General features: G+C 70.7%; 23 protein-coding genes. 6 read left to right on the top strand and 17 right to left on the bottom strand.

Annotation, left to right across the window (positions count from 1 at the left end; genetic code table 11):
- Position 1 precedes the first annotated feature (1 nt).
- Positions 2–208 carry a hypothetical protein gene (locus ACFYY6_RS25870; RefSeq protein WP_389195365.1) on the top strand — a complete coding sequence of 69 codons (207 nt, stop codon included), beginning with the start codon at positions 2–4 and terminating at the stop codon, positions 206–208.
- A gap of 271 nt (positions 209–479) precedes the next feature.
- Here ACFYY6_RS25870 and ACFYY6_RS25865 read toward each other — a convergent pair whose 3' ends face one another.
- The 4 genes from ACFYY6_RS25865 to ACFYY6_RS25850 form a co-directional block, all read right to left on the bottom strand.
- Positions 480–1,808 carry a class I SAM-dependent RNA methyltransferase gene (locus ACFYY6_RS25865; protein ID WP_389195362.1) on the bottom strand — a complete coding sequence of 443 codons (1,329 nt, stop codon included), beginning with the start codon at positions 1,806–1,808 and terminating at the stop codon, positions 480–482.
- Positions 1,809–1,956: 148 nt separating this feature from the next.
- Entirely contained in the window at positions 1,957–4,005 is a 2,049-nt protein-coding gene (locus ACFYY6_RS25860; protein ID WP_351516355.1) for an APC family permease, read from the bottom strand.
- 237 nt (positions 4,006–4,242) lie between these two features.
- Complete coding sequence (locus ACFYY6_RS25855) at positions 4,243–5,307, bottom strand: 1-aminocyclopropane-1-carboxylate deaminase (protein ID WP_351623988.1); 1,065 nt, start codon at positions 5,305–5,307, stop codon at positions 4,243–4,245.
- A gap of 532 nt (positions 5,308–5,839) precedes the next feature.
- A complete protein-coding gene (locus ACFYY6_RS25850) occupies positions 5,840–6,517 on the bottom strand; it encodes a GntR family transcriptional regulator (RefSeq protein WP_388651624.1) in 678 nt (225 codons plus the stop codon).
- Positions 6,518–7,024: 507 nt separating this feature from the next.
- Between ACFYY6_RS25850 and ACFYY6_RS25845 the strand changes: the two genes are divergently transcribed.
- Together ACFYY6_RS25845 and ACFYY6_RS25840 are read left to right on the top strand one after the other, a co-directional pair.
- Positions 7,025–7,693: a TrkA family potassium uptake protein gene (locus tag ACFYY6_RS25845; protein ID WP_073789829.1), complete on the top strand. Its 669-nt coding sequence runs from the start codon at positions 7,025–7,027 to the stop codon at positions 7,691–7,693.
- Positions 7,693–8,370, top strand: a complete 678-nt coding sequence (locus tag ACFYY6_RS25840; protein ID WP_351516353.1) for a TrkA family potassium uptake protein — start codon at positions 7,693–7,695, stop codon at positions 8,368–8,370. The genes ACFYY6_RS25845 and ACFYY6_RS25840 overlap by 1 nt, the downstream gene beginning before the upstream one ends.
- An 87-nt stretch (positions 8,371–8,457) precedes the next feature.
- On the opposite strand, the gene ACFYY6_RS25835 is transcribed toward ACFYY6_RS25840, so the two are convergent.
- The 4 genes from ACFYY6_RS25835 to ACFYY6_RS25820 form a co-directional block, all read right to left on the bottom strand.
- Positions 8,458–9,237 carry a DUF3159 domain-containing protein gene (locus tag ACFYY6_RS25835; protein ID WP_351516351.1) on the bottom strand — a complete coding sequence of 260 codons (780 nt, stop codon included), beginning with the start codon at positions 9,235–9,237 and terminating at the stop codon, positions 8,458–8,460.
- A gap of 3 nt (positions 9,238–9,240) precedes the next feature.
- On the bottom strand, positions 9,241–9,666 hold the full coding sequence (locus ACFYY6_RS25830; protein ID WP_351516350.1) for an OB-fold nucleic acid binding domain-containing protein: 426 nt from the start codon (positions 9,664–9,666) through the stop codon (positions 9,241–9,243).
- Positions 9,667–9,900: 234 nt separating this feature from the next.
- On the bottom strand, positions 9,901–10,593 hold the full coding sequence (locus tag ACFYY6_RS25825) for a response regulator (RefSeq protein ID WP_073789836.1): 693 nt from the start codon (positions 10,591–10,593) through the stop codon (positions 9,901–9,903).
- A 98-nt stretch (positions 10,594–10,691) separates the two neighbouring features.
- On the bottom strand, positions 10,692–13,244 hold the full coding sequence (locus ACFYY6_RS25820) for a sensor histidine kinase KdpD (RefSeq protein WP_351516349.1): 2,553 nt from the start codon (positions 13,242–13,244) through the stop codon (positions 10,692–10,694).
- A 418-nt stretch (positions 13,245–13,662) separates the two neighbouring features.
- Here ACFYY6_RS25820 and ACFYY6_RS25815 point away from each other — a divergent pair, with 418 nt between their 5' ends.
- Positions 13,663–14,628, top strand: coding sequence for a M20/M25/M40 family metallo-hydrolase (locus ACFYY6_RS25815; RefSeq protein WP_351516348.1), 966 nt, complete (start codon positions 13,663–13,665; stop codon positions 14,626–14,628).
- 196 nt (positions 14,629–14,824) lie between these two features.
- Positions 14,825–16,261: a M1 family metallopeptidase gene (locus ACFYY6_RS25810; protein WP_351516347.1), complete on the top strand. Its 1,437-nt coding sequence runs from the start codon at positions 14,825–14,827 to the stop codon at positions 16,259–16,261.
- Between the two features lie 92 nt (positions 16,262–16,353).
- On the opposite strand, the gene ACFYY6_RS25805 is transcribed toward ACFYY6_RS25810, so the two are convergent.
- The 7 genes from ACFYY6_RS25805 to ACFYY6_RS25775 all read right to left on the bottom strand — a co-directional run bounded on the left by ACFYY6_RS25805 (position 16,354) and on the right by ACFYY6_RS25775 (position 23,365).
- Complete coding sequence (locus tag ACFYY6_RS25805) at positions 16,354–17,022, bottom strand: potassium-transporting ATPase subunit C (RefSeq protein ID WP_351516346.1); 669 nt, start codon at positions 17,020–17,022, stop codon at positions 16,354–16,356.
- Between the two features lie 133 nt (positions 17,023–17,155).
- Complete coding sequence (gene kdpB / locus ACFYY6_RS25800; RefSeq protein WP_386607546.1) at positions 17,156–19,282, bottom strand: potassium-transporting ATPase subunit KdpB; 2,127 nt, start codon at positions 19,280–19,282, stop codon at positions 17,156–17,158.
- Positions 19,279–20,943 (bottom strand): potassium-transporting ATPase subunit KdpA, encoded by a 1,665-nt coding sequence (gene kdpA / locus ACFYY6_RS25795; protein ID WP_389195357.1) that lies wholly within the window; start codon positions 20,941–20,943, stop codon positions 19,279–19,281. The genes kdpB and kdpA overlap by 4 nt, the downstream gene beginning before the upstream one ends.
- Before the next feature lie 7 nt (positions 20,944–20,950).
- On the bottom strand, positions 20,951–21,040 hold the full coding sequence (kdpF, locus tag ACFYY6_RS25790) for a K(+)-transporting ATPase subunit F (RefSeq protein ID WP_037777601.1): 90 nt from the start codon (positions 21,038–21,040) through the stop codon (positions 20,951–20,953).
- 432 nt (positions 21,041–21,472) lie between these two features.
- Positions 21,473–22,246 carry a DUF3710 domain-containing protein gene (locus ACFYY6_RS25785; protein WP_351516342.1) on the bottom strand — a complete coding sequence of 258 codons (774 nt, stop codon included), beginning with the start codon at positions 22,244–22,246 and terminating at the stop codon, positions 21,473–21,475.
- Position 22,247: 1 nt separating this feature from the next.
- Complete coding sequence (gene dut / locus ACFYY6_RS25780) at positions 22,248–22,781, bottom strand: dUTP diphosphatase (RefSeq protein WP_351516341.1); 534 nt, start codon at positions 22,779–22,781, stop codon at positions 22,248–22,250.
- Positions 22,781–23,365 (bottom strand): PaaI family thioesterase, encoded by a 585-nt coding sequence (locus ACFYY6_RS25775; RefSeq protein WP_351516340.1) that lies wholly within the window; start codon positions 23,363–23,365, stop codon positions 22,781–22,783. Before ACFYY6_RS25775 ends, dut begins: the two co-directional genes overlap by 1 nt.
- Positions 23,366–23,423: 58 nt before the next feature.
- Between ACFYY6_RS25775 and ACFYY6_RS25770 the strand changes: the two genes are divergently transcribed.
- Complete coding sequence (locus tag ACFYY6_RS25770) at positions 23,424–23,879, top strand: DUF3093 domain-containing protein (RefSeq protein WP_351516338.1); 456 nt, start codon at positions 23,424–23,426, stop codon at positions 23,877–23,879.
- A 71-nt stretch (positions 23,880–23,950) separates the two neighbouring features.
- Here the strand turns inward: ACFYY6_RS25770 and ACFYY6_RS25765 are convergent, their stop codons facing one another.
- Complete coding sequence (locus ACFYY6_RS25765) at positions 23,951–24,943, bottom strand: hypothetical protein (RefSeq protein WP_351623877.1); 993 nt, start codon at positions 24,941–24,943, stop codon at positions 23,951–23,953.
- A gap of 12 nt (positions 24,944–24,955) precedes the next feature.
- On the bottom strand, positions 24,956–25,252 hold the full coding sequence (locus ACFYY6_RS25760) for a DUF4193 domain-containing protein (RefSeq protein WP_003965732.1): 297 nt from the start codon (positions 25,250–25,252) through the stop codon (positions 24,956–24,958).
- Positions 25,253–25,592 lie beyond the last annotated feature (340 nt).

The raw sequence follows: 25,592 nt of genomic DNA, 5'->3' as shown, positions 1-25,592 counted from the left end.
CGTGAGCGCCGAACGCACGCACGTGGAGGCCATGCTGCCGGGGCAGGCAAGAACCGAAGCCGAGGCGTGGATCAGCTGGGCAACGGCCACCATCGAGCGCCTCGACCCGCTGAGCACACCACCCCGGCTGCCCGACGTCCCCGAGCCGCGAGCCGACGACCTAAGGCCCTTCCTCGGGCACTGGAATCCCTACGGCCCCACCTACTGAGCACCCGCTACCCAAACGTCCGGCCCACCGAAGTACGGCGGCAGCGCGCCTGCCGCCGCCATCAGCGGTGCCGGAACCCGCCGAACTTTCCTCAAGTTCCCGCAAAACCAGCCGCCAACAGCGCGCCTTCTACTTGGTACGACCTGCGCGATCAGCCAGCTGACGTCCCATCAGAACGAGCGTCAAATGAGCGTCACGAGCGTCATTTCAGCGTCAAGATATCGCCCGTAACGCCCACAACGCACATAATGCGCACGCAAGAAACCGCAGGTCAGGAGCCCTTCGCGGCCGGTTCAAGGATGGCGACACACTCTACATGGTGGGTCATCGGAAACAGGTCGAACGCCCGCAGCGTCCGCACCCGGTACCCCCCCTCGCGGAAGTACGCCAGGTCGCGGGCCAGGGCCGCCGGGTCGCAGGCGACGTAGGCGATGCGGCGGGCGCCCAGGCCCGACAGGTGCTCGATCGTGGCCCGGCCGGCGCCGGCGCGCGGGGGGTCGAGGACGATGAGGTCGGTCTCGGTGATGCCGGTGCGCGGGAGGATCTGGTCGACCTTGCCGTGCTCGATGCGGACGCGGTCCAGGTCCTTGAGGTTGTGCCGGGCGTCCTCGACGGCGCGCTTGCCGGACTCGATGCCGAGGACCGCGCCCTTCTCACCGATGCGCTGGCCGATGGCGCCGGCGAACAGGCCGACGCCGCAGTAGAGGTCGAGGGCGGTGTCGCCCTTGCGGGGCAGGAGGCCCTGCATGACGGCGCGGACGAGGGTGTCGGCGGCCTGGGGGTGGACCTGCCAGAAGCCGCCGGAGCCGACGCGGTAGGTGCGGTCGTCGGCGCGTTCGCGGACGAAGGCGCGGCCGTGCACCCGGTGGACGCCGCCGTCGCGTTCGTCGACGCGCATCACCGAGACGGGCTTGTCGAGTGCGACGAGTGGCAGCCGGGCGCCGGGCCTCGGGGTGAGGATGACCTGGCGGTCGTGGGAGCCGGTGGCGGCGATGGCCTCCACCGAGGCCATGCCGGGCCATTCCCGCTTCTCGATGCCGAGTTCGGTGACGCCGGGGGCGGCGATCAGGCAGCGCTCGACGGGCTCCACGTCGTGGGAGCGGTGCTTGCGCAGGCCGACGCGGCCGTCCTCGTCGATGGCGTACTGGACCCGGGTGCGCCAGGCCGGTACCTGGCCCGCCGGAAGCTTGTCGCCCTCGGCCGGGATGACGGTGCCGTCCCAGCCCGCCTCCTCGGGGGTGAGGCCGGCCAGGCGCCGGAGCTGTTCGGCGATCACCTCGCCCTTGAGCCGGCGCTGCGCGCCGGGCTTGGCGTGCTGCCAGTCGCAGCCGCCGCACTTGCCGGGGCCCGCGTACGGGCAGGGCGCCTCGACGCGGTCCTTGGACGGTTCGAGGATGCGTACGGCGTCGGCGCGCAGGAAACGGGAGTCGCTCGCGCCCTCGGTGACCCGGGCGACGACCTTCTCGCCGGGGAGCGTGTGGCGTACGAAGAGGACCCGGCCCTCCTCGGTGCGGGCGATGCAGTGGCCGCCGTGTGCGACGGGGCCGACCTCGACCTCGTACTCCTCCCCGACCAGCGACGACGTGGGTTCGTTCTGCATGACGGGGTGACTCCAGGTTTCGGGGCGGGACAGCCGGACGACGACCTGCGGCCCGGCCGGACGACGACCCACGAGTCTACGTCGGTGTCGTCCGGCCGTTCACCATGTACGGGCCGGGGAGCCGGCGGGGCCCCGGCACGGGTTCCGGTCAGCCCTTGTTCGCGGGCTCCTTGGGCCTGCGTTCCACGGGTCCGCGGCGCACCGAGCCCGGCGCGTTCCACTCGGCGCGCTTCCTGGCCCGCAGCTTCGCCGCCTCGGAGGACTCCAGCTGGTACGGCACCGAGGTCACCATCACGCCCGGGGTGAACAGCAGCCGTCCCTTGAGACGCAGGGCGCTCTGGTTGTGGAGGAAGTGCTCGTACCAGTGGCCGACCACGTACTCGGGGATGTACACACTGACCACGTCGCGCGGGCTCTCCCGGCGCAGGTTCTTCACGTAGTCGATGACCGGGCGGGTCACCTCGCGGTACGGGGAGTCGAGGATCTTCAGCGGGATGTCGATGCCGCGTCGCTCCCAGTCCTCCCTGAGGGCCTTGGTCTCGGCCGGGTCGACGCTGATGGAGAGCGCCTCCAGCTTGCCCGAGCGGATCAGCTTGGCGTAGGCGAGGGCGCGCAGGGTGGGCCGGTGCAGCTTGGAGACCAGGACGATCGAGTGGACCCGGGAGGGCCGCATCTTCTCGTCGGCCGGGGTCTCGTCGGCCGCGATCTCATCGGCCACGCGGTCGTAGTGCCTGCGGATGGCGGTCATCGTCGCGTAGAAGATCACCATACCGAGCAGGGCGACCCAGGCACCGTGGGTGAACTTGGTGGCGAGCACGACGACGAGCACCGTGCCGGTCAGGAAGGCGCCGAAGGTGTTGATCGCGCGGGAGCGCATCATGCGGCGGCGCTTGGCCCGGTCCTTCTCCGTCGCCAGGTGGCGGTTCCAGTGCCTGACCATGCCGATCTGGCTGAGGGTGAAGGAGACGAACACACCGACGATGTAGAGCTGGATCAGCCGGGTCGAGTCCGCGCCGTAGACCCAGGTCAGCAGGATCGCCGCGCCCGCGAGCAGCACGATGCCGTTGGAGAAGGCGAGCCGGTCGCCGCGGGTGTGGAGCTGGCGGGGCAGGTAGCGGTCCTGGGCGAGGATCGAGCCGAGCACCGGGAAGCCGTTGAACGCGGTGTTGGCGGCCAGGAAGAGCACGAGGGCGGTGGCCGCGGCCAGGACGACGAAGAAGAACGTGCCGTCGCCGAAGACGGCCGCCGCGACCTGCGAGATCACCGGGTCCTGGACGTAGTCGGCGCCGACCGGGACTCCGTTGTGGATCAGGTCCCGGGCCGGGTTCTCGGCCATCTTCACGTCGGTGGCCATGGCCAGGCCGATGATGCCGCAGAACATCGTGACGGCCAGCAGGCCCATCATCGCGAGCGTCGTCGCGGCGTTCCGGCTCTTCGGCTTGCGGAAGGCGGGCACGCCGTTGCTGATCGCCTCGACACCGGTGAGCGCGGCACAGCCGGAGGAGAAGGCCCGCAACAGAAGGAAGACCAGCGCGAAACCGGCCAGCCCCTCGTGCTCGGCCCTGATCTCGAAATCGGAGGTCGGGGCGTGCATGGTGTCCCCGAGGGCCAGGCCCCGGAACGCACCCCAGATGATCATGATGAAGACGCCCGCGACGAAGAGGTACGTGGGGATGGCGAAGAGCTTGCCCGACTCCTTGACGCCGCGCAGGTTCATCAGTGTGAGCAGCACGATGGCCGTGATCGCGGCCGCCGTCTTGTGCTCGACGACGAACGGGATCGCGGACCCCAGGTTCTCCACACCGGAGGCGATCGATACGGCGACGGTCAGCACGTAGTCGACGAGCAGCGCGCTGGCCACGGTGAGCCCCGCCTTGGGCCCGAGGTTGGTGGTGGCGACCTCGTAGTCGCCACCACCGCTCGGGTAGGCGTGCACGTTCTGCCGGTACGACGCCACGACCGTGAACATCAGGACGACGACGGCGAGCGCGATCCAGGGGCTGAAGTGATAGGCCGACACGCCCGCGATGGACAGCACCAGCAGGACTTCGCCGGGTGCGTACGCCACCGAGGACAGCGGGTCGGATGCGAAGACAGGCAGTGCGATGCGCTTAGGGAGGAGCGTTTCTCCCAGCTTGTCGCTGCGCAGCGCCCGTCCGATCAGAATCCGTTTGGGCAGGTCGGTCAGTTTGGACACGCAGAGGATCGTAAGCGTTCCGTATGGAAGGTGCAGAACTGCGGGTGCCGTGGCCCGCCATTTCCCTGCACTCGGCCGAAACCGCCACGAAATCCTTAACGAAATCCTTGCGCCCCCGCGCCGGAAACTGCACCGGCCAACTACGCACAGAAACTGCGCACCGGCACTGCGCCGGGCCCCGGGGCGCTCCGTACGAGCACCCCGCAAGCCCCCGCGCAGGCGCCGGCGCACGCGTGCTCAGGCGTCCTGGAACAGAGCGCTGTAGCCATTGAGCGCGGGCTGACCTCCGAGATGTGCGTAAAGAACGGTGGAATCCCGCGGGATTTCGCCGCGTGACACGAGATCGATCGTTCCCGCCATCGATTTCCCCTCGTACACGGGGTCGGTGATCATTCCTTCGGTACGGGCGGCGAGCCGCATCGCGTCGAGCGTGGTGTCGTCGGGAATGCCGTACGTGCCCGCGTGGTAGCGCGCGTCCAGTTCGATGTCGTCCGCGGTGATCTCCCGGCGCACCCCGATGAGCCGTGCGGTGGCCGCGGCGATCCGGGCGATCTGCTCCCGGGTGCGTGTGGGGTCGGCGGAGGCGTCGATGCCGAGCACGCGTCGTGGCCGCCCGCCCGCCTCTTCGAGCGCGGCGAATCCCGCGACCATGCCGGCCTGGGTGGAACCGGTCACCGAGCAGACGACCACCGTGTCGAAGAAGACGCCGAGCGCGCGTTCCTGCTCGGCGACCTCGTACGCCCAGTTCGCGAAGCCGAGTCCGCCGAGCGGGTGGTCCGAGGCTCCGGCGGGGATGGCGTACGGCCTGCCGCCGTCCTCCTCGACCTCGCGCAGCGCCCGTTCCCAGCTCTCCTTGACGCCGATGCCGAAACCGGCGCGCACCAGGCGCACGTCGGCCCCGGCCAGGCGGCTGATCAGGATGTTGCCGACCTTGTCGTAAACGGCGTCGGGCCAGTCGACCCAGCTCTCCTGGACGAGTACGCACTTGAGGCCGGTGCGGGCGGCGACCGCCGCGACCTGGCGCGTGTGGTTGGACTGGACGCCGCCGATGGAGACGAGGGTGTCGCAGCCCCGCGCGAGCGCGTCGGCCACGAGGTATTCGAGCTTGCGGGTCTTGTTGCCGCCGTAGGCGATGCCGGAGTTGCAGTCCTCCCGCTTGGCCCAGACGGCGGCGCCGCCGAGGTGGTCGGTGAGCCGGTCGAGGCGGTGTACGGGCGAGGGGCCGAAGAGGAGGGGGTGGCGGTCGTACGAGGAGAGCGAGGCGGGAGGGGCGGACGGGGACGGGTGAGCGGCGGTCGGCATCTGGGGCGACGAGGACTGGGGTGCTGCGGGCATCACGGAGGCTCCCTCGGTCGGGTCGGGTCGGGGCTGGGCTCGGAGCGGGGTGGCGATCGGCTTGCCGAAGTGGTTGTCGGCTCGTCGGGGGCGAGGCAGAGGGGCGGCCGGCTGTCGGCGCCACGGTCGGTTGTCGGAGTCGGGGAGGTCGGGGACGGTGATCGGACGCCCTACTGGGGCGTACGGGTATGGGCTCGTAGGTACTGGTGCGGAGACGTGCGGGTACCGACACGTACGGGCGCCGGGACGTACGGGCGCCGGGACGTACGGCTCTCGCGGGCGCCGGTGCCGGGCGCCGGTGCTGCGGGCTGCGTGCGCCGGTGCCGGGCGCCGGTGCTGCCGGCTGCGTGCGCCGGTGCCGGGCGCTGCGTGCTGCGGGCGCCGGGACGTACGGCTCTCGCGGGCGCCGGTGCTGCGTGCTGCGTGCTGCGTGCTGCGTGCTGCGTGCTGCGTGCTGCGTGCTGCGTGCTGCGTGCTGCGTGCTGCGTGCTGGGAGCGCCTACGCCGAGTGCTCCTCCGCAGGGTCGTCGGCGAGTTCTTCGAGTGCCCGCCAGATCCCGGCCGTGATCCGGACCGCCTCGTCGGTGTCGCGCGCCGCGCACGCCTCGATCAGCCGGTCGTGCAGTTCCGCCGAACCGTGCGCCGCGCTCGCCGTGCCGAACCGCCTCCACTCCAACCGCCGGATCAGAGGCGTGTAGCGCTCGACGGTGGCGGCCACGGCACGGTTGTCGCAGGCGATGACGAGCACGTCGTGGAGCCGGTCGTCGGCGCGCAGCGCCTCCGCCACGTCGCCTCGGCGGGCCGCGTCCCGAAACGCGTCGTTCGCCTCGCGCATCGCGGCGAGGTCCGCGTCCGTGAGACGGGGCACGGCCGTCCGGGCGGCCAGTTCGTGCATGGCCCGTACGACGGCCGCCGCGTCCCGGACGTCGCGCGGGATCAGGCGGGTCACCCGCGTGTAGCTCTGCGGCTTGGATTCCACGAGCCCCTCGCCGGAGAGCCGGGACAGCGCCTCGCGGACCGGGGCCCGGGACAACCCGAGACGTTCGGCGAGGTCCGCGTCCCGTACGGGGGTGCCGGGCGGGATCTCGCCACGCACGATCGCGTCACGGATCGCCTCGTACGCCGTTTCCCGCAACAACGTTCGTCGGACAGGACGCAGGGTCCGCAAGCTCTCCATGAACTGACATGTTAGATGTCTGTCCTCGCCGAGCTCAAGGGTTGTGAGAAGGCCGGCCCCCCGAAGGACCCGCATCCGCGGGCGACGAGGGTACGCAGGAAAGCCCCAGCAGCCGGTACGTACATGACGTCGTGGCGCCGCCACGGTGCATGCACCCGCTCCTCCGGGAACGCGCCCGCCCCGTCCGAACGCGCCCGCCTCCTGCGCATGCCCCTGCCCACGGGTGCACCGCCCTCACGGACGGGGTCCCGGCATGGCAGGGTGGCCGGAACCGACCGCTGCGTCGACACGGCGCGATGGCCGGAACCGGGCGCTCTCCCCGGCATCCGTCGCGGACGCGTCGAAAGCGCGGTCGGATGAGGCTTCGCGCTTCCTGCCGCATAAGCTCATCCTGGGCAACGGGACGGACCGTTGCCCCGTTGTTTTGCCCGGCAAGCTGAGGAAGAAGTGTGAGCAGGGTGTTTTCGCAGGTCAGCCGGATGACCAGGACTGCGAGGTAGGCACAAGGTGCACATCGTCATCATGGGCTGCGGGCGAGTGGGAGCCGCTCTCGCGCAGACCCTGGAGCAGCAGGGGCACACGGTCGCCGTCGTCGATCGGGACCCCACCGCGTTCCGGCGTCTCGGGTCGGGCTTCGGTGGGCGGCGCGTCACCGGTGTGGGCTTCGATCAGGACACCCTCCGTGAGGCCGGAATCGAGGAAGCCGGCGCGTTCGCCGCGGTGAGCAGCGGTGACAACTCGAACATCATCGCCGCCCGGGTGGCCCGCGAGATGTTCGGCATCGAGAACGTCGCGGCGCGCATCTACGACCCCCGGCGCGCCGAGGTCTACCAGCGTCTGGGCATTCCCACGGTCGCCACCGTGCGCTGGACCGCGGACCAGATGCTGCGGCGGTTGCTGCCGTCGGGTGCCGAGCCGCTGTGGCGCGACCCGAGCGGTGGCGTACAGCTGGCGGAGGTGCACACCACCCCGTCCTGGATCGGCCACAAGATCAGCACCCTTCAGGAGGAGACGGGCGTCCGCGTGGCCTTCCTCACCCGTTTGGGCGAAGCCATACTGCCCAGCTCGCAGACGGTGCTGCAGGAGGGCGATCTCGTCCACGTGATGATGCGTACGGACGAGATCGCGAAGGTCGAGGCGGCCTTCGCCGAAGGGCCCGAGGAGGGCGGTCACTGATGCGTGTCGCGATTGCCGGTGCCGGTGCGGTGGGCCGTTCCATCGCCGGCGAACTGCTGGAGAACGGGCATGAGGTGCTGCTCATCGACAAGGCACCGACGGCCATCTCGGTGGAGCGGGTGCCGATGGCGGAGTGGCTGCTGGCCGACGCGTGCGAGATCACCTCGCTCGACGAGGCGGCCCTCCAGCGCTGCAACGTCGTGATCGCCGCGACCGGCGACGACAAGGTGAACCTCGTCGTCTCGCTGCTCGCGAAGACCGAGTACGGCGTGCCGAGGGTCGTCGCCCGGGTCAACAACCCCAAGAACGAATGGCTGTTCAACGAGGCGTGGGGGGTCGACGTGGCGGTCTCCACGCCCCGTCTGATGTCGGCCCTGGTCGAGGAGGCGGTGAGCGTCGGTGATCTGGTACGGCTGCTGCGCTTCAGCCATGGCGACGCCAACCTGGTCGAGCTGACGCTGCCTCCGGAGTCGGCGCTGGCCGGCACCCAGGTCGGCGATGTGGCCTGGCCCGAGGACACCTCGCTGGTCACCATCATCCGCGGGCAGCGGGTGCTGACGCCGAGCACGGAGGAGACGCTGGAGGCCGGTGACGAGCTGCTGTTCGTGGCCGCGCAGGCCCGCGAGGAGCAGTTGGAGGATCTGCTGTCGGTGCGTCGGGGCGACTCGGAGGACTGACGCGGCGCGCACACGGGCGGTACGCCGAGGGCCCGGAACCTGTTCCATGGTTCCGGGCCCTCGTGTCCGCCGGTGCCGTCGACGCGTTCAGAAATCCTGGGAGCGGGTCGCCGCACCCGCCTCGGCCGCCGCACGGGCCTCCGCCTTGCGGGCCTTCTCGGCCTGTTCCTCCGCCTCCATCTCGGCGAAGACGTCGATGGGCGGCGGCGCCTTGGCGAGGAAGACCCAGGTCAGGTACACCGCGAGAAGGAACGGCGGGATCTTCAGGGCGACCAGGACCCAGCCGAGCTGGGTGGTGTCGGCCCACCAGTACAGCGGGAAGAGGATCGCGCACTTGGCGAGCAGGATCAGGCCCCAGGCGTAGCTGGCCCTGGCGTACGCCTTCTTGCGGCCGGGGTTCCTGGTGCGCCAGGAGAGGTTCTCCTTGAAGACCGGGCCGAGGATCAGGCCGATCAGCGGCACCCCGGCGAGGGTGGTGACCAGGTAGGCGACGGCCAGGCCGAGCGTGTAGAGCATGCCCGGCAGGTAGAAGTCCTTGGCGTTGCCGGTCATCATCGCGAAGACGACACCGAAGGCGACGCCGAAGACACCGCTGAAGGCGTGCTTGACGGTGTCCTTGAGGACCAGCCGTACGGCCACGAGGACCAGCGACACCACCAGGGCCGCGATGGCCGAGACGTGCAGGTCCTTGTTGATCGTGAAGATCGTGACGAAGAGCAGCCCGGGAACGACTGTCTCCACCATCCCCCGGACACCGCCGAAGGCCTCGAAGAGCGCGGCCTCGGTGACCGCCTTCGCTTCGGCCTCCTGGGGGTCGGTGCGGGTGATGCGGTCCGTGTCGGACGTCGGCTTGTCGTGAGACGTCACCGGCTACTCCTTGCCGAGCGGTCGGAGTTCGTATTTGGGGTTGAACAGCACCCGGCGTCCGTGACTCATGGCGATCCGGCCCGAGGCGATGAGCTTGCGGCCCGGTTCTATGCCGACGATGGAGCGCCGGCCCAGCCAGACCACGTCCAGCGGTGCGGTGCCATCGAACAGCTCCGCCTCCAGGGCAGGCACTCCGGCCCGCGGTCGCAGGGTGACGGTCCGCAACGTACCGGTCACTTTCACGATCTGCCGGTCGGTGCATTCGGAGATCTGCGTACAGCCCGAAGCCTGCGAGTCCTCCTGCAGCTCCTCGGACTCCAGGTCCTCCTGGGAGCTGGACAGTCGGTCGAGCATCCGCCGGAAGCGGCCGGAAGGCTTCTCCGCCTTACCGGACCTTCCGGGCTTCTCGAATCGAGGAACAGCACTCATACCCGAAGGGTACCGGTCCCCGGTCCGCCGAGTGGGTGTCCGGTCTCGCTCGAACGGGTTCCCGAATGGGCGCCCGGCCTCACCCTTGTTGACCCCACGCGCCGGCCGAATCGGCCGCATGCTCCTCCGGCCCAGGCGCCCCCTGCGACACGCACGCTCGCCCGACACGCGCGCCTGCCCAGGGCACGTCCGCCGGGCACGCCTGCCCCGCACGCCCGCCCCCGCACACCCCTCTCAGCCGCGTTCGAAGCGGTAACCCATCCCCGGTTCGGTGACGAAGTGCCGGGGGTGCGAGGGGTCGGCCTCCAGCTTGCGCCGCAGCTGTGCCATGTAGACCCGCAGGTAGTTGGTCTCGGTGCCGTACGAGGGCCCCCAGACCTCCTGGAGCAGTTGCTTCTGGCTGACCAGCCGGCCGCTGTTGCGGACCAGGACCTCCAGGAGGTGCCATTCCGTGGGGGTGAGCCGCACGTCGCGGCCCGCGCGCTGAACCTTCTTCGCCGCCAGATCGACGGTGAACTCCCCGGTCTCGACGATCACGACGTCGTCGGAGCCCTGTCCGCCGACCGGTTCGGCGCGGCGTACGGCGGCCCGCAGCCGGGCCAGCAGCTCGTCCATGCCGAACGGCTTGGTCACGTAGTCGTCGGCACCCGCGTCCAGAGCCTCGACCTTCTCGTCGGAGGTGTGACGGGCGGAGAGCACCAGGATCGGCACCCGGGTCCAGCCGCGCAGCCCCTTGATCACCTCGACGCCGTCCATGTCGGGCAGGCCGAGGTCGAGGACGACGACGTCGGGGTGGCGTGCGGCGGCGAGCTGGAGCGCGGTGGCGCCGTCGGGCGCGGCGTCCACCTCGTACTTGCGCGCCTTCAGGTTGATCACGAGGGCGCGTACGATCTGCGGCTCGTCGTCGACCACGAGCACCCGGGTCATGGGGGCCCTGCCTTTCTGCTGTAGGGCGACCGCCCGTGCGGCGGTCTGCGGTGCGGCGGCCTTCCGGGACCGCGGGAGGATCGGGGCGTCCCGCGCGGTCACGGGGCTGCCCGAGCGGACAGGTCGGGGCCGATCGGGACGTGTCCGACGTGTCCCGGTGCGGCCTTCAGCGTGAGCACCATGGTGAGCCCTCCGCCGGGGGTGTCCTCGGCGCCCAGTGTGCCGCCCATGGACTCGACGAACCCGCGGGCGACGGCCAGCCCCAGTCCGACGCCCGCACCGCGCGGGGCGTCACCATAGCGCTGGAACGGCTCGAAGATACGGTCCTTGGCGTCGTCGGGGACGCCGGGTCCGCGATCGGCCACCCGCAGCTCGACGCGTTCGCCGAGCGCACTGGCGGCCACGGTGACGCGCTGCCCGTCCGGGCTGTACTTGACGGCGTTCTCGACGATGTTGGCGACGGCCCGTTCCAGCAGCCCGGGATCGACGTCGACCATCGGCAGGGTCTCCGGGATGTCCAGGTCCACACTGCCCTCGGGGACGCCGCCGAGCGCCATCGGGACCACCTCGTCGAGGTCGATCTCGCGGATCAGCGGGGTGACGGTGCCCGTCTGCAGCCGGGACATGTCGAGGAGGTTGCCGACGAGGTGGTCGAGCCGGTCGGCGCCGTTCTCGATGCCCTCCAGCAGTTCGGCCTCGTCCTCGTCGGACCAGGCGACGTCGTCGGAGCGCAGCGAGCTGACGGCCGCCTTGATGGCGGCCAGCGGGGTGCGCAGATCGTGGCTGACGGCGGCGAGGAGCGCCGTCCTGATCCGGTTCCCCTCGGCGAGCCGCCGTGCCTCCTCCGCCTCGTCGACCAGGCGCTGCCGTTCCAGTACGACGGCGGCCTGGGCGGCGAACGCGCCGAGCACCCGGCGGTCCTCGGCGGGCAGCACCCGGCCGGAGAGCGCGAGCGCCATGTGGTCGCCGACGGGCATGTCCACGTCGGCGTCCTCCGGCCGGGCCACCGGCCCCGGCCCGACGCTCCCGGCGCAGGTCCACGGGTCGACGTCGCTGCGCCGTTCCAGCAGCGCGACGGACTCCATGGCGAACGTCTCGCGCACCCGCTCCAGGAGCGCGTCCAGGCTGGTCTCGCCGCGCAGCACACTGCCGGCCAGGAAGGAGAGGATCTCCGACTCGGCGCGCAGCCGGGCCGCCTGATGGGTGCGGCGGGCCGCCAGATCGACGACCGAGGCGACCGAGACCGCGACCGCGAAGAAGATCACGATGGCGACGATGTTCTCCGGGTCCTGCACGGTCAGGGTGTGGGTGGGCGGCGTGAACCAGTAGTTCAGCAGCAGCGAGCCGACGGCGGCCGACGCGAGGGCGGGTCGCAGCCCGCCGAGCAGGGCCGCGAGGACCGTCATGAAGAGGAACAGCAGGACGTCGTTGGCGAGCCCGGGGCCGTTGCCCAGTTCGCGCAGCAGCAGGGTGAGCAGGACCGGGCCGCCCACGCCGACCAGCCAGCCCCAGATGCTGCGGACCCGGCCCAGCCGGGCGCCGCGAGCGATGGGCAGCCCGCGGCCCTTGGCGACCTCGTCGTGGGTGACGATGTGGACGTCGAGGTCGGGGCCGGAATCGCGGGCGACGGTGGCTCCCACGCCCGGTCCGTAGACGTACTGCCACGTCTTGCGGCGGCTGGAGCCCAGGACGATCTGTGTGGCGTTCACCCCGCGGGCGAATTCGAGCAGTGCCGAGGGGATGTCGTCGCCGACGACGTGGTGGAAGGTGCCGCCGAGGTCCTCGACGAGGGTGCGCTGGACGGTGAGTTCCTTGGGCGAGGCGGAGGTCAGTCCGTCGCTGCGGGCGATGTAGACGGCGAGGATCTCGCTGCCGGAGCCCTTGGCCGCCATCCGGGACGCGCGGCGGATGAGCGTGCGGCCCTCGGGGCCGCCGGTGAGTCCGACGACGATGCGTTCACGGGCCTGCCAGGTGGTGCGGATGTTGTGCTCGCCGCGGTACTGCTGGAGGTATTCGTCGACCCGGTCGGCGACCCAGAGGAGGGCCAGCTCGCGCAGGGCGGTCAGGTTGCCGGGGCGGAAGTAGTTGGACAGGGACGCGTCGATCCGGTCCGGCTTGTAGATGTTGCCGTGGGCCATCCGGCGGCGCAGGGCCTGGGGCGACATGTCGACGAGCTCGATCTGGTCGGCCCTGCGGACGACCTCGTCGGGAACGGTCTCGCGCTGCCGTACCCCGGTTATCGACTCGACGACGTCACCGAGCGACTCCAGGTGCTGGATGTTGACGGTGGAGATCACGTCTATGCCGGCCTTCAGGAGTTCCTCGACGTCCTGCCAGCGCTTGGCGTTGCGGGAGCCCGGCACGTTGGTGTGCGCCAGTTCGTCCACCAGGGCCACGGCCGGGGCGCGCTCCAGGACCGCGTCGACGTCCATCTCGGTGAAGAGGGCGGAGCGGTACTCGATCTGGCGGCGTCGGACCTGCTCCAGACCGTGCAGCATCACCTCGGTGCGCGGGCGGTCGTGGTGCTCCACGAAGGCGACGACGCAGTCGGTGCCCCGCTCCACGCGGCGGTGTGCCTCGGAGAGCATCGCGTACGTCTTGCCGACGCCGGGTGCCGCGCCCAGGTAGATCCGAAGCTTGCCGCGTGCCATGGCCCCATTGTCTTCTCGAAACCCGGCTGCGGCCGATGCGGCAGCCATCTCGAAAAACTACTCCTCCGATTCCCGGCAAATAGGGCAGGGGGTGGGGGTGGGGACCGAATTGACAGGATTCTGACGCCCGGGACCGCGAGTCCCGCCGCCGACGGCACCCCTCCCCCCTCCCGAGGCGCGCGGCGGGCAGCACCCTCACCGCGCGGCACTGCGGCATCACCCGCACGGGACGCACGGCCGACAGCGCCACCCGCCCGGTGCGCGACCGGGGTGCCCTCGTCGCGGCACCCCGCCGACGGCGCCCTGATCGCGGCCCAACGGCTTCGCGACAACTTCCTGACATCGGCCGGACAGCCTTGGGCGGGTCAGCCGGTCCGCCGGTCCACCGGGGTCACTCCCCGTCCTCGAAAGCGTGTGCATGACGACACGAAGGAGCTTCACCGGGCCCGCCACCGCGGCCCTCACGGCGGCCCTCGCCGTGATCCTGTCCCTGTCATCGGCCCCCTACGCGGCCCCCGCCGACGCGCGGACCCGTTCGACCGCCGCCGGCGCACAGCCCCCGGCGGCCGTACCCCGCTCCCCCGCCGTCCCGACCGTCACCGAGCAGCAGGTGATGCCGCATCTGCGCGCCCTGCAGCGCATCGCCGACCGCAACGGCGGCACCCGCGCACACGGCACGAAGGGGTACGCGGAGTCCGTGGCGTACGTGAAGCGCGCCCTGGACCGGGCCGGCTTCCGGACCCGGCTGGTCCCCTTCACGTACGCGGGCGCCACCGGCCACAACCTGATCGCCGACTGGCCCGGCGGCGACCCGGACCACGTGCTGCTGACCGGTGCCCACCTCGACAGCGTGCCGGAGGGGCCGGGAATCAACGACAACGGCTCCGGCTCGGCCACCGTCCTGGCCGCCGCCCTCCAGGTGGCGGAGTCCGGTCTCGCGCCGCGACGCCATCTCCGGTTCGCGTGGTGGGGCGCGGAGGAGCCGGGGCTGATCGGTTCGGCGGACTACGTCAAGAAGCTGTCCGCGGCCGATCGCCGCCGGATCGACGTCTACCTCAACTTCGACCAGACCGGCAGCAGGAACACCGACAAGTGGCTCGTGGTCCACGACGACGAGCGCGGCGAGACCGAGGCCCGGCAGGCGTTCGAGGCATGGTTCGCCGAACGGGGCATCCCGACGTTCGACATCGGGGTCGGCGGCTCGGACCACGAGTCGTTCGGGGACGCGGGCATCCCGTCGTCCGGCTTCAGCACCGGCATCTCGGACTGCATCCACGAGGCGTGCGACGACCTCGCCAACGTCGATCCGAAGACGGAGAAGACCAGCACCGACGCCGTCGTCGCCGTGCTGTGGAAGCTCGCCTCCACCGCTCCCCGCCGCTGACCACGGCCCCGGAAGGCCGAGAACGCGCGAAACCGCGAGCCCGGCGCCCCCGCCCCGTAAGGCGAGAACGCGGGAACCACGAGCCCGGCACCCACCGGCCCGTACGCCGCGGGTCCAGACATCACCAGTCCAGACATCACCGGTCCGGAGATCACGAGTCCGGACATCGAGACCCAGGAATCGAGCCGACCGAGACATGCGCAGACCGTCGAACCACCACCGCAGGAGCACCACCGCCCTCGTCGCCGCCGTGATAGGAGGAATCACCCTGGCCGCCGTCCCCGCCTCGGCCGCCGTCGGGGGTCCGGGCGTCGGCGACCCGTACTTCCCCGACGACGGCAACTCCGGCTACGACGTCTCCCACTACGACGTCAAGATCGCCTACGACCCGGCGCGCACCGACCGCCTCGACGGCGACACCACGGTCACCGCCCGTGCCCTGACCGGCCTGGACCGGTTCAGCCTGGACCTCAAGGGCTTCACCGTGGCATCGGTCGCCGTGAACGGCACACCGGCGAGGAAGTTCTCCCGGGAGGGCGCCCACGAACTGGTCGTCACCCCGGCCCGCCCGGTCGCGAAGGGCACGACGTTCACCGTGCGGGTGAAGTACGCCGGGAAGCCCGACGCCGAGGGCTGGCACACCCTGAAGAGCGGCGGCGCGTACGTGGCGGGCGAACCGCACTCCGCGACCTCCTGGTACCCCGCCAACGACCACCCGTCCGACAAGGCCACCTTCGCGCTCACCGCGACGGTGCCCGACGGCTGGACGGTCGTCGGCAACGGCCTGCCGGGCCCGGAGAGCGTCGAGGACGGCAGGAGGACCTTCCGCTGGTTCGAGGACAAGCCGATGGTCACGTACGCCAGCACGGTCGCCATCGACCGGTTCACCGTCCACCGGGGGAAGACCGCCGCGGGGACGCCTGTCATCACGGCGTACAGCCCGGACGCCGAGATCGACCCGGCGGCGGAGGCCCAACAGACGGAGATCCTGGACTTCCTGACCACGAAGTTCGGCCCGTACCCCTTCTCCTCGGCGGGCGCCATCGTTGTCGGGGCCGCGAAGGATCCCACGAACGACCCCGGTGCCCTGGAGACGCAGAGCCGCCCCACGTACCACACGATGATCTTCGACGCCTCGATGGTCCACGAGAACACCCACCAGTGGTTCGGTGACAGCGTCTCGTTCAAGGACTGGCGCGACGGCTGCGTCGCGGAGTGCTTCGCCCAGTACGCCGGGCAGTTGTGGGAGGAGCACAAGGGCGCCGACCTCGACACGGACTTCTACCGGTCCGAGGTGGAGGACTACCGCGACGACCCGTCGTTCTGGTCCGTCAGGCTCTACGATCCGGGCCCGGGCCGGGAGCTGGACTCGGCGCTGTACTTCAAGGGTTCGCTGATGCTGCACGCCCTGCGGCGCACCGTGGGCGACGAGGCGTTCTTCCGCACGCTGCGGACCTGGACCCATGACCACGCCTACGGAAACGCCTCGTTCCGGCAGTTCGAGGCGCTGGCGGCGAAGGTCTCGGGCAAGGATCTCAAGGGATTCTTCACCGCGTGGGTCGACGGCACCGTGATCCCTGCGGAGCGGTACCTCTACCCGGGCGGCCTCGCCGGACCGGCCGCACGACGCTGAACCAGCGGTACGACGCCGGACCGGCCGGATACGCCCGGGCCGGGCGGGGGCCGTGTCGTCGGGGAGGAGACGACGCGGCCCCCCTCTCCCTCTCAGCGGTCGTTCACCAACTGCCGGAGAGAGATGTTGAGTTGGAGGACGTTGACCGTCGGTTCCCCGGCGATGCCGAGGATCCTGCCCTCCGTGTTCCGCTCGACCAGCCTCTTCACCTCGGCGACGGGAAGGTGGTTCCGCTCGGCCACCCGCCGCACCTGGAGCCGGGCGTACGCCGGGGAGATGGCCGGGTCGAGGCCGGAGCCCGAGGAGGTGACCGCGTCGGGCGGCACATCGGCGGGGTCGACGGGATGGCCGGGTACCGAGTTGTCCCTGACGACGTCGGCCTTGGCGGCCTTCACCTGGTCGACGAGCTTCTTGTTGTCGCCGGCCAGGTTGGTCGCGCCGGAGACGAGCAGCCGGTACTGGGTGTTGACGCTGTTGGCGCCCAGGCCCGCGGACGGGCGCGGCTGGAACCATCGCAGGTCCGGGGCCGCCGCGGCCTGGCCCTTCTTCAGCGGCAGGTCGTAACGCTGGCCGATGAGCTCGGAGCCGACGACCCTGCCGTTCTCGGTGATCTCGGATCCGTTGGCCTGATGGGGGAAGACGCCCTGGGCGATGCCCGTCACGGCGAGCGGATAGAGCACTCCGCAGACGACGGTGAGGACCAGCAGGGCGCGCAGCCCGGCCCAGAGCAGCCGGGCGGTGTTCGCTACGGATTCGTTCATGGCAGCTCAGCCGATTCCTGATTTCGGTTGGGTCCGGGAGAGGGAACCCGTCCCGGGGGACGACGGCTCGGTCCGATCCGGACGAGGGCTCGGTGCAGCCCGGACGTGGGCTCAGTGCAGCCCGGACGTGGGCTCAGTGCAGCCCGGGAATGAGGGAGATGATCATGTCGATGGCCTTGATGCCGAGGAACGGGGCGACCAGGCCGCCGAGGCCGTAGATCCCGAGGTTGCGGCGGAGCATCGAGTCGGCGCTGCTGGGCCGGTAGCGCACGCCGCGCAGGGCGAGCGGGACCAGCGCGACGATGATCAGCGCGTTGAAGACGACCGCCGAGAGGATCGCGGACTGCGGCGAGGACAGCTGCATGATGTTGAGCTTGTCCAGGCCCGGGTAGACCGCCGCGAACATCGCCGGGATGATCGCGAAGTACTTCGCGACGTCGTTGGCGATGGAGAACGTCGTCAGCGCGCCGCGGGTGATGAGCAGCTGTTTGCCGATCTCCACGATCTCGATCAGCTTCGTCGGGTTGGAGTCCAGGTCCACCATGTTCCCGGCCTCCTTCGCGGCCGAGGTTCCGGTGTTCATGGCCACGCCGACGTCCGCCTGGGCCAGCGCCGGGGCGTCGTTCGTGCCGTCGCCCGTCATCGCGACGAGCTTGCCTCCGGACTGCTCCCGCCTGATGAGGGCCATCTTGTCCTCGGGCGTGGCCTCGGCGAGGAAGTCGTCGACGCCCGCCTCCTCGGCGATGGCCCGTGCGGTCAGCGGGTTGTCGCCGGTGATCATGACGGTGCGGATGCCCATCCGGCGCAGTTCGTCGAACCGTTCCCGCATGCCCTCCTTGACGACGTCCTTGAGGTGGATGACGCCCAGGACGCGGGCGCCCTTCTCGTCCTCCAGCGCCACCAGCAGCGGGGTGCCGCCGGCCTCGGAGATCCTGTCGGTGAGCTCCCGCGCATCCGGCGAGACGGTGCCGCCGCGTGCCTCGACCCAGCCGACGACGGAACCGGTCGCACCCTTGCGGACGCTGCGTCCGTCGATGTCCACGCCGGACATGCGGGTCTGGGCGGTGAACGGGACCCAGGTGGCCTGCCGCAGTTCGCCGTGGTGGCGCTCGCGCAAGCCGTACTTCTCCTTGGCGAGCACGACGATCGAGCGCCCCTCGGGCGTCTCGTCGGCCAGTGAGGACAACTGGGCGGCGTCGGCCAGCTCGGCCGCCGTCGTGCCCTTGACGGGGACGAACTCGGACGCCTGCCGATTGCCGAGGGTGATCGTTCCGGTCTTGTCGAGCAGCAGGGTCGAGACGTCCCCGGCGGCCTCGACGGCACGTCCCGACATGGCGAGCACGTTGCGCTGCACGAGTCGGTCCATGCCTGCGATGCCGATCGCGGAGAGCAGCGCGCCGATGGTCGTCGGGATGAGGCAGACCAGCAGCGCGGTCAGCACGATGATCGACTGCTCACGGCCGGCGTGGGCCGCGAACGGCTGGAGGGTGACGACGGCGAGCAGGAAGACGATGGTGAGGGACGCGAGCAGGATGTTCAGCGCGATCTCGTTGGGCGTCTTCTGCCGGGCGGCGCCCTCGACCAGGGCGATCATCCGGTCGATGAAGGTCTCGCCGGGCCTGGTGGTGATCTTGATGACGATGCGGTCGGAGAGCACCTTGGTGCCCCCGGTGACGGCGCTGCGGTCGCCGCCCGACTCCCGGATCACCGGTGCGGACTCGCCCGTGATGGCGGACTCGTCGACGCTCGCGACGCCCTCGACGACGTCACCGTCGCCGGGGATGATGTCGCCCGCCTCGCAGACCACCAGGTCGCCGATGTGCAGGTCCGTGCCCGGCACCCGCTCCTCTCCGCGATCGGTGACGCGCCGGGCGACGGTGTCGGTCTTCGCCTTGCGCAGGGTGTCCGCCTGCGCCTTGCCGCGCCCCTCCGCGACCGCCTCCGCCAGATTGGCGAAGATCGTGGTCAGCCAGAGCCAGGCCGCGATCGCCCAGCCGAACCAGTCGCCCGGGTCCAGGCAGGCCAGCACGGTGGTGAACACCGAACCGACCAGCACCACGAACATCACCGGGGACTTGGCCATCGACCGCGGGTCGAGCTTGCGTACGGCGTCCGGGAGCGAGGTGAGCAGCTGTCGGGGGTCGAACAGTCCCCCGCCGACGCGTCCTTCGCCCGTGCGGCCCGTGGGCGTGTCCCGGTGCGGTGCCCGGGCCGGAGTGACATGGGACATCGGGTCCTCTTGCTTCGTACGGGAGTTCATGACGCCAGCCCTTCGGCCAGCGGTCCCAGCGCCAGGGCCGGGAAGTAGGTCAGCGCGGTGACGATCAGGACCGTGCCGACCAGCAGACCGCTGAAGAGCGGCCGGTGCGTGGCGAGGGTTCCCGCGGTCGCCGGTACGGGCCGCTGCCCGGCGAGGGAGCCGGCGAGCGCGAGGACGAAGACCATCGGCAGGAACCGGCCGAGCAGCATCGCGAGGCCGATCGTCGTGTTGAACCACTGCGTGTCCGCGTTCAGCCCGGCGAACGCCGAACCGTTGTTGTTGGCGCCCGAGGTGTACGCGTACAGCACCTCGGAGAACCCGTGCGCGCCGGGGTTCAGGATCGAGTGGGGCGGCGTGGGCAGGGCGACCGCCAGGGCGGTGAAGCAGAGCACCAGGGCCGGGGTGATCAGGATGTAGCAGGCGGCGAGCTTCATCTCGCGGGTGCCGATCTTCTTGCCGAGGTACTCCGGTGTGCGGCCGACCATCAGCCCCGCGATGAACACCGCGATGATCGCCATGATCAGCATGCCGTAGAGACCGGACCCGACGCCGCCGGGCGCGACCTCGCCCAGCTGCATGCCCAGCAGCGTGATCCCGCCGCCGAAGCCGGTGTACGAGGAGTGGAAGGAGTTCACCGCGCCGGTGGACGTGAGTGTCGTCGTGACGGCGAAGAGCGACGACCCCGCGATGCCGAACCTGGTCTCCTTGCCCTCCATCGCTCCGCCCGCGACGTCGAACGCGGGCCCGTGGTGGGCGAATTCCGTCCACATCATCAGTGCGGTGAAGCCCAGCCAGATGGCGCCCATCGCCCCCAGGATCGCGTAGCCCTGCTTGGGCGAACCGACCATCCGGCCGAACGTCCGGGTCAGCGCGAACGGGATGACCAGGATCAGGAAGATCTCGAAAAGGTTGGACAGTCCGTTGGGGTTCTCGAACGGATGGGCCGAGTTGGCGTTGAAGTAGCCGCCGCCGTTCGTGCCCAGTTCCTTGATGACCTCCTGCGAGGCCACCGCGCCACTGCGCCACTGCTGCGAGCCGCCCAGGAACTGGCCGACCTCGTGGACGCCGGAGAAGTTCTGCACGGCACCGCAGGCGACCAGCACCAGCGCCCCGACGACGGAGATCGGCAGCAGGACGCGCACGGTGCCGCGCACCAGGTCGGCCCAGAAGTTGCCGAGTTCGCCGGTGCGGGACCTGGCGAAGCCGCGAACCAGGGCGACCGCGACGGCGATGCCGACGGCCGCCGAGACGAAGTTCTGCACCGCGAGGCCGCCGGTCTGGACGACGTGGCCCATGGCCTGTTCGCCCGCGTACGACTGCCAGTTGGTGTTCGCCACGAACGACGCGGCGGTGTTGAACGCCTGGTCGGGGTCGATCGAGGCGAAGCCCAGTGATCCGGGCAGACTGCCCTGGAGCCGCTGGAGGAGGTAGAGGAAGAGGACACTCACCGCGGAGAAGGCGAGCACACCGCGCAGATAGGCGGGCCAGCGCATCTCGGTGTCCGGGTTGGCGCCGATGGCCTTGTAGATCCACTTCTCGACCCGGAGGTGTTTCCGGGAGGAGTAGACGCGGGCCATGTGGTCGCCCAGGGGGCGGTACACCAGGCCCAGCGCCACGACGAGCGCGAGGACCTGGAGCGCTCCGGCGAGGACGGGGCTCATATCGGGCTCAGAACCTCTCCGGGTACAGAAGGGCGAGGACGAGATAGCCCAGCAGGGCGACGGCCACGACGAGGCCGACGACGTTCTCGGCGGTCACAGCCTGGCCACCCCCTTGGCGACGAGGGCCACCAGCGCGAACACCGCGATCGTGGTGACGACGAAGGCCGGATCAGCCATCGTGTGCTCCTGGATGAGGTACGGAATTCTCTGACCTCTTGAGCAAACCCCGCGTCGATGCCGTTCCGACGTGCGTTGATGGCTTCCTTACGGCGTTCGGGTGGCCTTTGACGGAGCACATACGTGCCCGATACGCGCCCCCTACGCGCGCCCCTCGCGCGCCTCTTGGGCCCGGCCCGCTCCCCGCCTCACACGTGTCCCGCCGCCTCACACGTCCCGCCCCCGGCTCTCTCCCGAACGCGAAAAGGCCGGTGGGCCGTACCCCTCCGCAAAGGGGGGTACGGCCCACCGGCCTCGGATCGATTCGGCACGGGTCGCGGCCCGTGCCGCCGTGCCCTGCCGCCGAGCCCGCTCAGCGCACCTCGGTGATCTCCGGGCCGCGCTGGAGCTGGCCCATGCCGCCGGAGAACCGGGAACTCTCCTGGTCCTCCTGCTGGACGCCCTCGGGCACCATCTGGGCATCGTTGGGAAGCTTGAGGACGATCGGGTCGCGGGGTGCCATCGGGCCGTCGCCGCGGACGACCACGGTGTCCCGGAAGATCGTCTCCAGCAGCCCGGCGGCCTCCGGCTGCACGGCACCCTGACCGGAGATCACTCCGCGCAGGAACCAGCGCGGGCCGTCGACACCGACGAAGCGCACCAGCTGTGCGCCGCTCGTGCCGTCCGGGAGCTGTACGGGGACCTGGGCGCGCAGTTCCCAGCCCAGCGGACCCTCGATCTCGTCGATGATCCCGCCCTGCTGGGTGATGCCCGTGGCGATCTCCTCGCGGACCTCGCCCCAGATGCCCTCCTTCTTGGGGGCGGCGAATGCCTGGAGCTGGACGGCGCTGTCGCGCAGCACCACCGTCGCGGCGACGATCGCGTCGCCGGCCACCTCGACGCGCAGCTCCATGCCCTCGACGCCGGGCACGAACATGCCGCCCAGATCGACCCGGCCCTCACCGGGCTGGGAGACCTCGGTGATGTCCCACGGCCCGTCCGGCCGCGGCGCCGGCGGGAGATTCACCCGGCGCGGGCCGCCGTCGGCCGCGTCGGTGCCATCGTGCTCGTCGACGACCTGCTCGGCCTCGCGCGCTTCGTCCGCCACGTCCTCGGCGGAACCACTCTTCTTGCGACGTCCGAACACGTCACTGTCCTTCCCGGTCGGGTACGACCGAAGCGTAGCTGTTCCCGCCCTGGATGATCCCGTCCCCGACACCATCGGCTCCGGCGGAGGAGTGGCCTCCGGTGGATCCGAAGCCCCCCTCGCCGCGGGCCGAACCCGGAAGCTCGGCCACCTCGTGGAAGCGCACCTTCTCGACCCGCTGCACGACCAGCTGGGCAATCCGGTCGAAACGCTCGAACCGCACGGGCTCGCGGGGGTCGAGATTGATGACGATCACCTTGATCTCTCCACGGTACCCGGCATCGACCGTCCCCGGGGCATTCACGAGGGCGACTCCGCAGCGCGCGGCGAGGCCGGAGCGCGGATGCACGAACGCGGCGTATCCGTCGGGCAACGCGATCGACACCCCGGTGGGCAGCACCGCCCGCTCGCCCGGGGCGAGTTCGGCGGACTCGGTGGTCACCAGGTCGACCCCGGCGTCCCCGGGGTGTCCGTAGGCCGGAACCGGCACCTCCGGGTCGAGGCGGCGGATCAGGACGTCCACGGGCCGTCGCATCAGGGGTTCACCTCGAAGGCACGGGCGCGCCGGACCTGGTCCGGGTCGGCCATGGCGGCGCGGATCTCGGCCGGACGGCCGTTCTCGACGAAGTGGTCGACCTTCACCTCGATGAAGAGGGCCTCGGCACGGACCGCGACCGGCCCGTCGGGGCCGCCTATCCGTCCGGTCGCCCGCGAGTAGATCTTCCGGCCGTGCACCGCAGTGACCTCGGCGTCGAGGTGCAGCACGGTGTCCACCGGCACCGGGCGCACGAAGTCGGTCTCCAGCCGTCCGGTCACCGCGATCACCCGCAGCAGCCAGTTCAGCGAGCCCAGCGTCTCGTCCAGCGCGGTGGTCAGGACACCTCCGTGCGCCAGCCCCGGGGCGCCCTGGTGAGCGGCCTGCACGGTGAACTCGGCTGTGACGCTCACGCCCTCGCCGGCCCGCGCCTGGAGGTGCAGCCCGTGCGGCTGTGCCCCACCGCAGCCGAAACAGTGTTCGTAGTGCGCGCCGAGGAGTTCGCCGGGGGCCGGGGCCTCGGGGTGCCGTACCGGTTCCACCGCGTCGGCGGGGGGATTCAGAGCCGCAGATGTTCCACTCACAGGCGCAGACCTTACCCGCGCGGCCGAGGCCGGGGCGCACCGTGCCAAGCTTGGACGCATGCAGCCTTCCGCCCCGCCTTTCGACGAACGTCTCACCGCACCCCGCTCGTGGTGGCTCATCGCCTTCCTGGTCGGCATCGCCTGCGCGCTGATGCTGCTGCCGCTCGGCACCGTGCCCCTGCTGGCCGGTCTGGCGGGCGGTAGCGCGCTGTCGGCGATCGCGGTGAGTTCGTACGGCTCGGCCAGGATCCGGGTGGTGGCCGGTGCCCTGGTGGCCGGGGACGCGCGGATCCCGGTCTCGGCGCTGGGCGAGGCCGAGGTGCTGGACGGCGAGGAGGCGCGCGCGTGGCGCTCGTACAAGGCCGACACCCGTGCCTTCATGCTGCTGCGCAGCTACATCCCGACGGCGGTCCGGGTGGAGGTCACCGACCCGCAGGACCCGACTCCGTACGTCTACCTCTCGACCCGGGAACCGCAGGCGCTGGTCGCTGCCCTCGGCTCGGCGCGTTCCTGACCGGAGGATCCCGCGCCGGCCGGCCCTCGCGGGGTTGTGTCCGGGGCGTCGACGTTCCCCGGGCCGGCGGATCAGTTCTCCGGTTCCTTCCGCGGCCCCTCGCGCGGGCCGCGCGCCCGCTCCAGCGGCGGCAGCTCCGGCAGCCGGTCCCACGGGACCTGGCGCTCGCGCAGGTCCTTCCTGATCTTGTCGGCGAGCTTCCGGGTGTCGCGCCGGTTCATCACCGCGCCGACGGCGGCGCCGATCAGGAACGGGATCAGGTTCGGCAGATCGCGCGTCATGCGCTTCGTGATCTGCTGGCGCAGTTCGCGCTTCATCCGGCCGCCCAGCGCCGCGTTGATCGTCATGGGTTGGGCGACGTCGATGCCGCGCTCCTCCGTCCAGGACGTGAGGTAGGCGGTGGACCGCTGTGTGAGTCCGCCCGGCGGGCGCAGCCCGTAGACCTCGTAGAGTTCGGCGACGAGCTTCAGCTCGATCGCGGCCACGCCGGTGATCTCCGCCGTCAGTTCGGTGAGCATCGCGGGCGGCACCGGCAACATGGCCGCCGCGCCGATACCGGCGCCGACGGTGGCGCTCGCCCTGCTCGCGCCCGCGACGAGCTTGTCGGCGAGGTCCTCGGGCCCGAGGACCGGGAACTGCTTGCGCAGCGTCGCGAGGTCGCGCACGGGGACGCGGGGAGCGGACTCGATGATCAGGTCGGCGATATGACCGATCGCGACCCTGGCGCCCTCCCCACTCTTGCGCACACCCCGTCTCACCGAGCTCAGACGGTCCCCTGCGGTCCGGGGCCCCGTTCTGTCGAGCTGTCGGTCGAGCTGTCCGGCCCCGTGGGCCGGGCCGGCTCCTTCATGTCCCCCCTGCGCGGTCACCGCTTCGAGTGCCGCGGCTGCTTCGAGCGAGGCCGACCGGCCTCGCTCGTCGTACCGCTCGCCCGGGGAGGGCGACAGGGCGGACCGCCCGGCAGGCGTCACCACGCCTTTCGCCGGGCCTGTTCCGCCCTGGTCCGCCTCCGACGACTTCTTGCGCCGCAGGCGTCGCCTCCGGAACGGTTTGTCGCCTGTCACGGCCGACTCGACCTAGTCGCAGTCGCGGCAGATCGGCTGACCGTTCTTCTCCCGTGCCAGCTGGCTCCTGTGGTGCACGAGGAAGCAGCTCATGCACGTGAACTCGTCGGCCTGCTTCGGCAGGACCCGGACGGCCAGTTCCTCGTTGGACAGGTCCGCGCCGGGCAGCTCCAGACCCTCGGCGGCGTCGAACTCGTCGACGTCGACGGCGGAGGCCGTCTTGTCGCTGCGGCGCGCCTTGAGCTCTTCGAGGCTGTCCTGATCGACGTCGTCGTCGGTCTTGCGTGGAGTGTCGTAATCGGTTGCCATGTCGCTCTCCCCCTCTGGGTGTCTGCGGTGTCTCAGCGCACGTAACGCGTGAGAGGCCGGACTTGTGCCCGACCCGAGGCGGAGATTTTGCCTCACATCAAGGTCTGTTACTCAATCGACACCCAAAAGGACCGCTCGGGAGTGATCGGTCTGGGTGGCGATGGGGACCGTACACGGCCCTCGCGTCGCGCTTCACGGGCGCCACCCCGTGTACTTCCCGTGATATCAGGCCCTGAAAACCCCGGCTTTTACGGGATTTCCGGCGCGGGCACCCATCACGGAGCGTTGACGTATAGAAATTCGTTTCTGTGATCGATCACACATGAGCGCCTTGGTCACA

This window comes from Streptomyces sp. NPDC001750, assembly GCF_042892615.1.
Lineage (GTDB): Bacteria > Actinomycetota > Actinomycetes > Streptomycetales > Streptomycetaceae > Streptomyces.
Note: the sequence above shows the minus strand (reverse complement) of the source record. Positions and strands in the feature narration are given on the sequence as shown.

Coding starts and splice junctions, on each gene's coding strand:
- ACFYY6_RS25760 (WP_003965732.1), bottom strand. CDS start 25,252: ATGGCAACCGATTACGACACTCCACGCAAGACCGACGACGACGTCGAT.
- ACFYY6_RS25865 (WP_389195362.1), bottom strand. CDS start 1,808: ATGCAGAACGAACCCACGTCGTCGCTGGTCGGGGAGGAGTACGAGGTC.
- ACFYY6_RS25830 (WP_351516350.1), bottom strand. CDS start 9,666: ATGAGTGCTGTTCCTCGATTCGAGAAGCCCGGAAGGTCCGGTAAGGCG.
- ACFYY6_RS25770 (WP_351516338.1), top strand. CDS start 23,424: ATGCAGCCTTCCGCCCCGCCTTTCGACGAACGTCTCACCGCACCCCGC.
- dut (WP_351516341.1), bottom strand. CDS start 22,781: ATGCGACGGCCCGTGGACGTCCTGATCCGCCGCCTCGACCCGGAGGTG.
- ACFYY6_RS25820 (WP_351516349.1), bottom strand. CDS start 13,244: ATGGCACGCGGCAAGCTTCGGATCTACCTGGGCGCGGCACCCGGCGTC.
- ACFYY6_RS25815 (WP_351516348.1), top strand. CDS start 13,663: ATGACGACACGAAGGAGCTTCACCGGGCCCGCCACCGCGGCCCTCACG.
- kdpB (WP_386607546.1), bottom strand. CDS start 19,282: ATGAACTCCCGTACGAAGCAAGAGGACCCGATGTCCCATGTCACTCCG.
- ACFYY6_RS25825 (WP_073789836.1), bottom strand. CDS start 10,593: ATGACCCGGGTGCTCGTGGTCGACGACGAGCCGCAGATCGTACGCGCC.
- ACFYY6_RS25855 (WP_351623988.1), bottom strand. CDS start 5,307: ATGCCGACCGCCGCTCACCCGTCCCCGTCCGCCCCTCCCGCCTCGCTC.
- kdpA (WP_389195357.1), bottom strand. CDS start 20,943: ATGAGCCCCGTCCTCGCCGGAGCGCTCCAGGTCCTCGCGCTCGTCGTG.
- ACFYY6_RS25810 (WP_351516347.1), top strand. CDS start 14,825: ATGCGCAGACCGTCGAACCACCACCGCAGGAGCACCACCGCCCTCGTC.
- ACFYY6_RS25850 (WP_388651624.1), bottom strand. CDS start 6,517: ATGGAGAGCTTGCGGACCCTGCGTCCTGTCCGACGAACGTTGTTGCGG.
- ACFYY6_RS25805 (WP_351516346.1), bottom strand. CDS start 17,022: ATGAACGAATCCGTAGCGAACACCGCCCGGCTGCTCTGGGCCGGGCTG.
- ACFYY6_RS25840 (WP_351516353.1), top strand. CDS start 7,693: ATGCGTGTCGCGATTGCCGGTGCCGGTGCGGTGGGCCGTTCCATCGCC.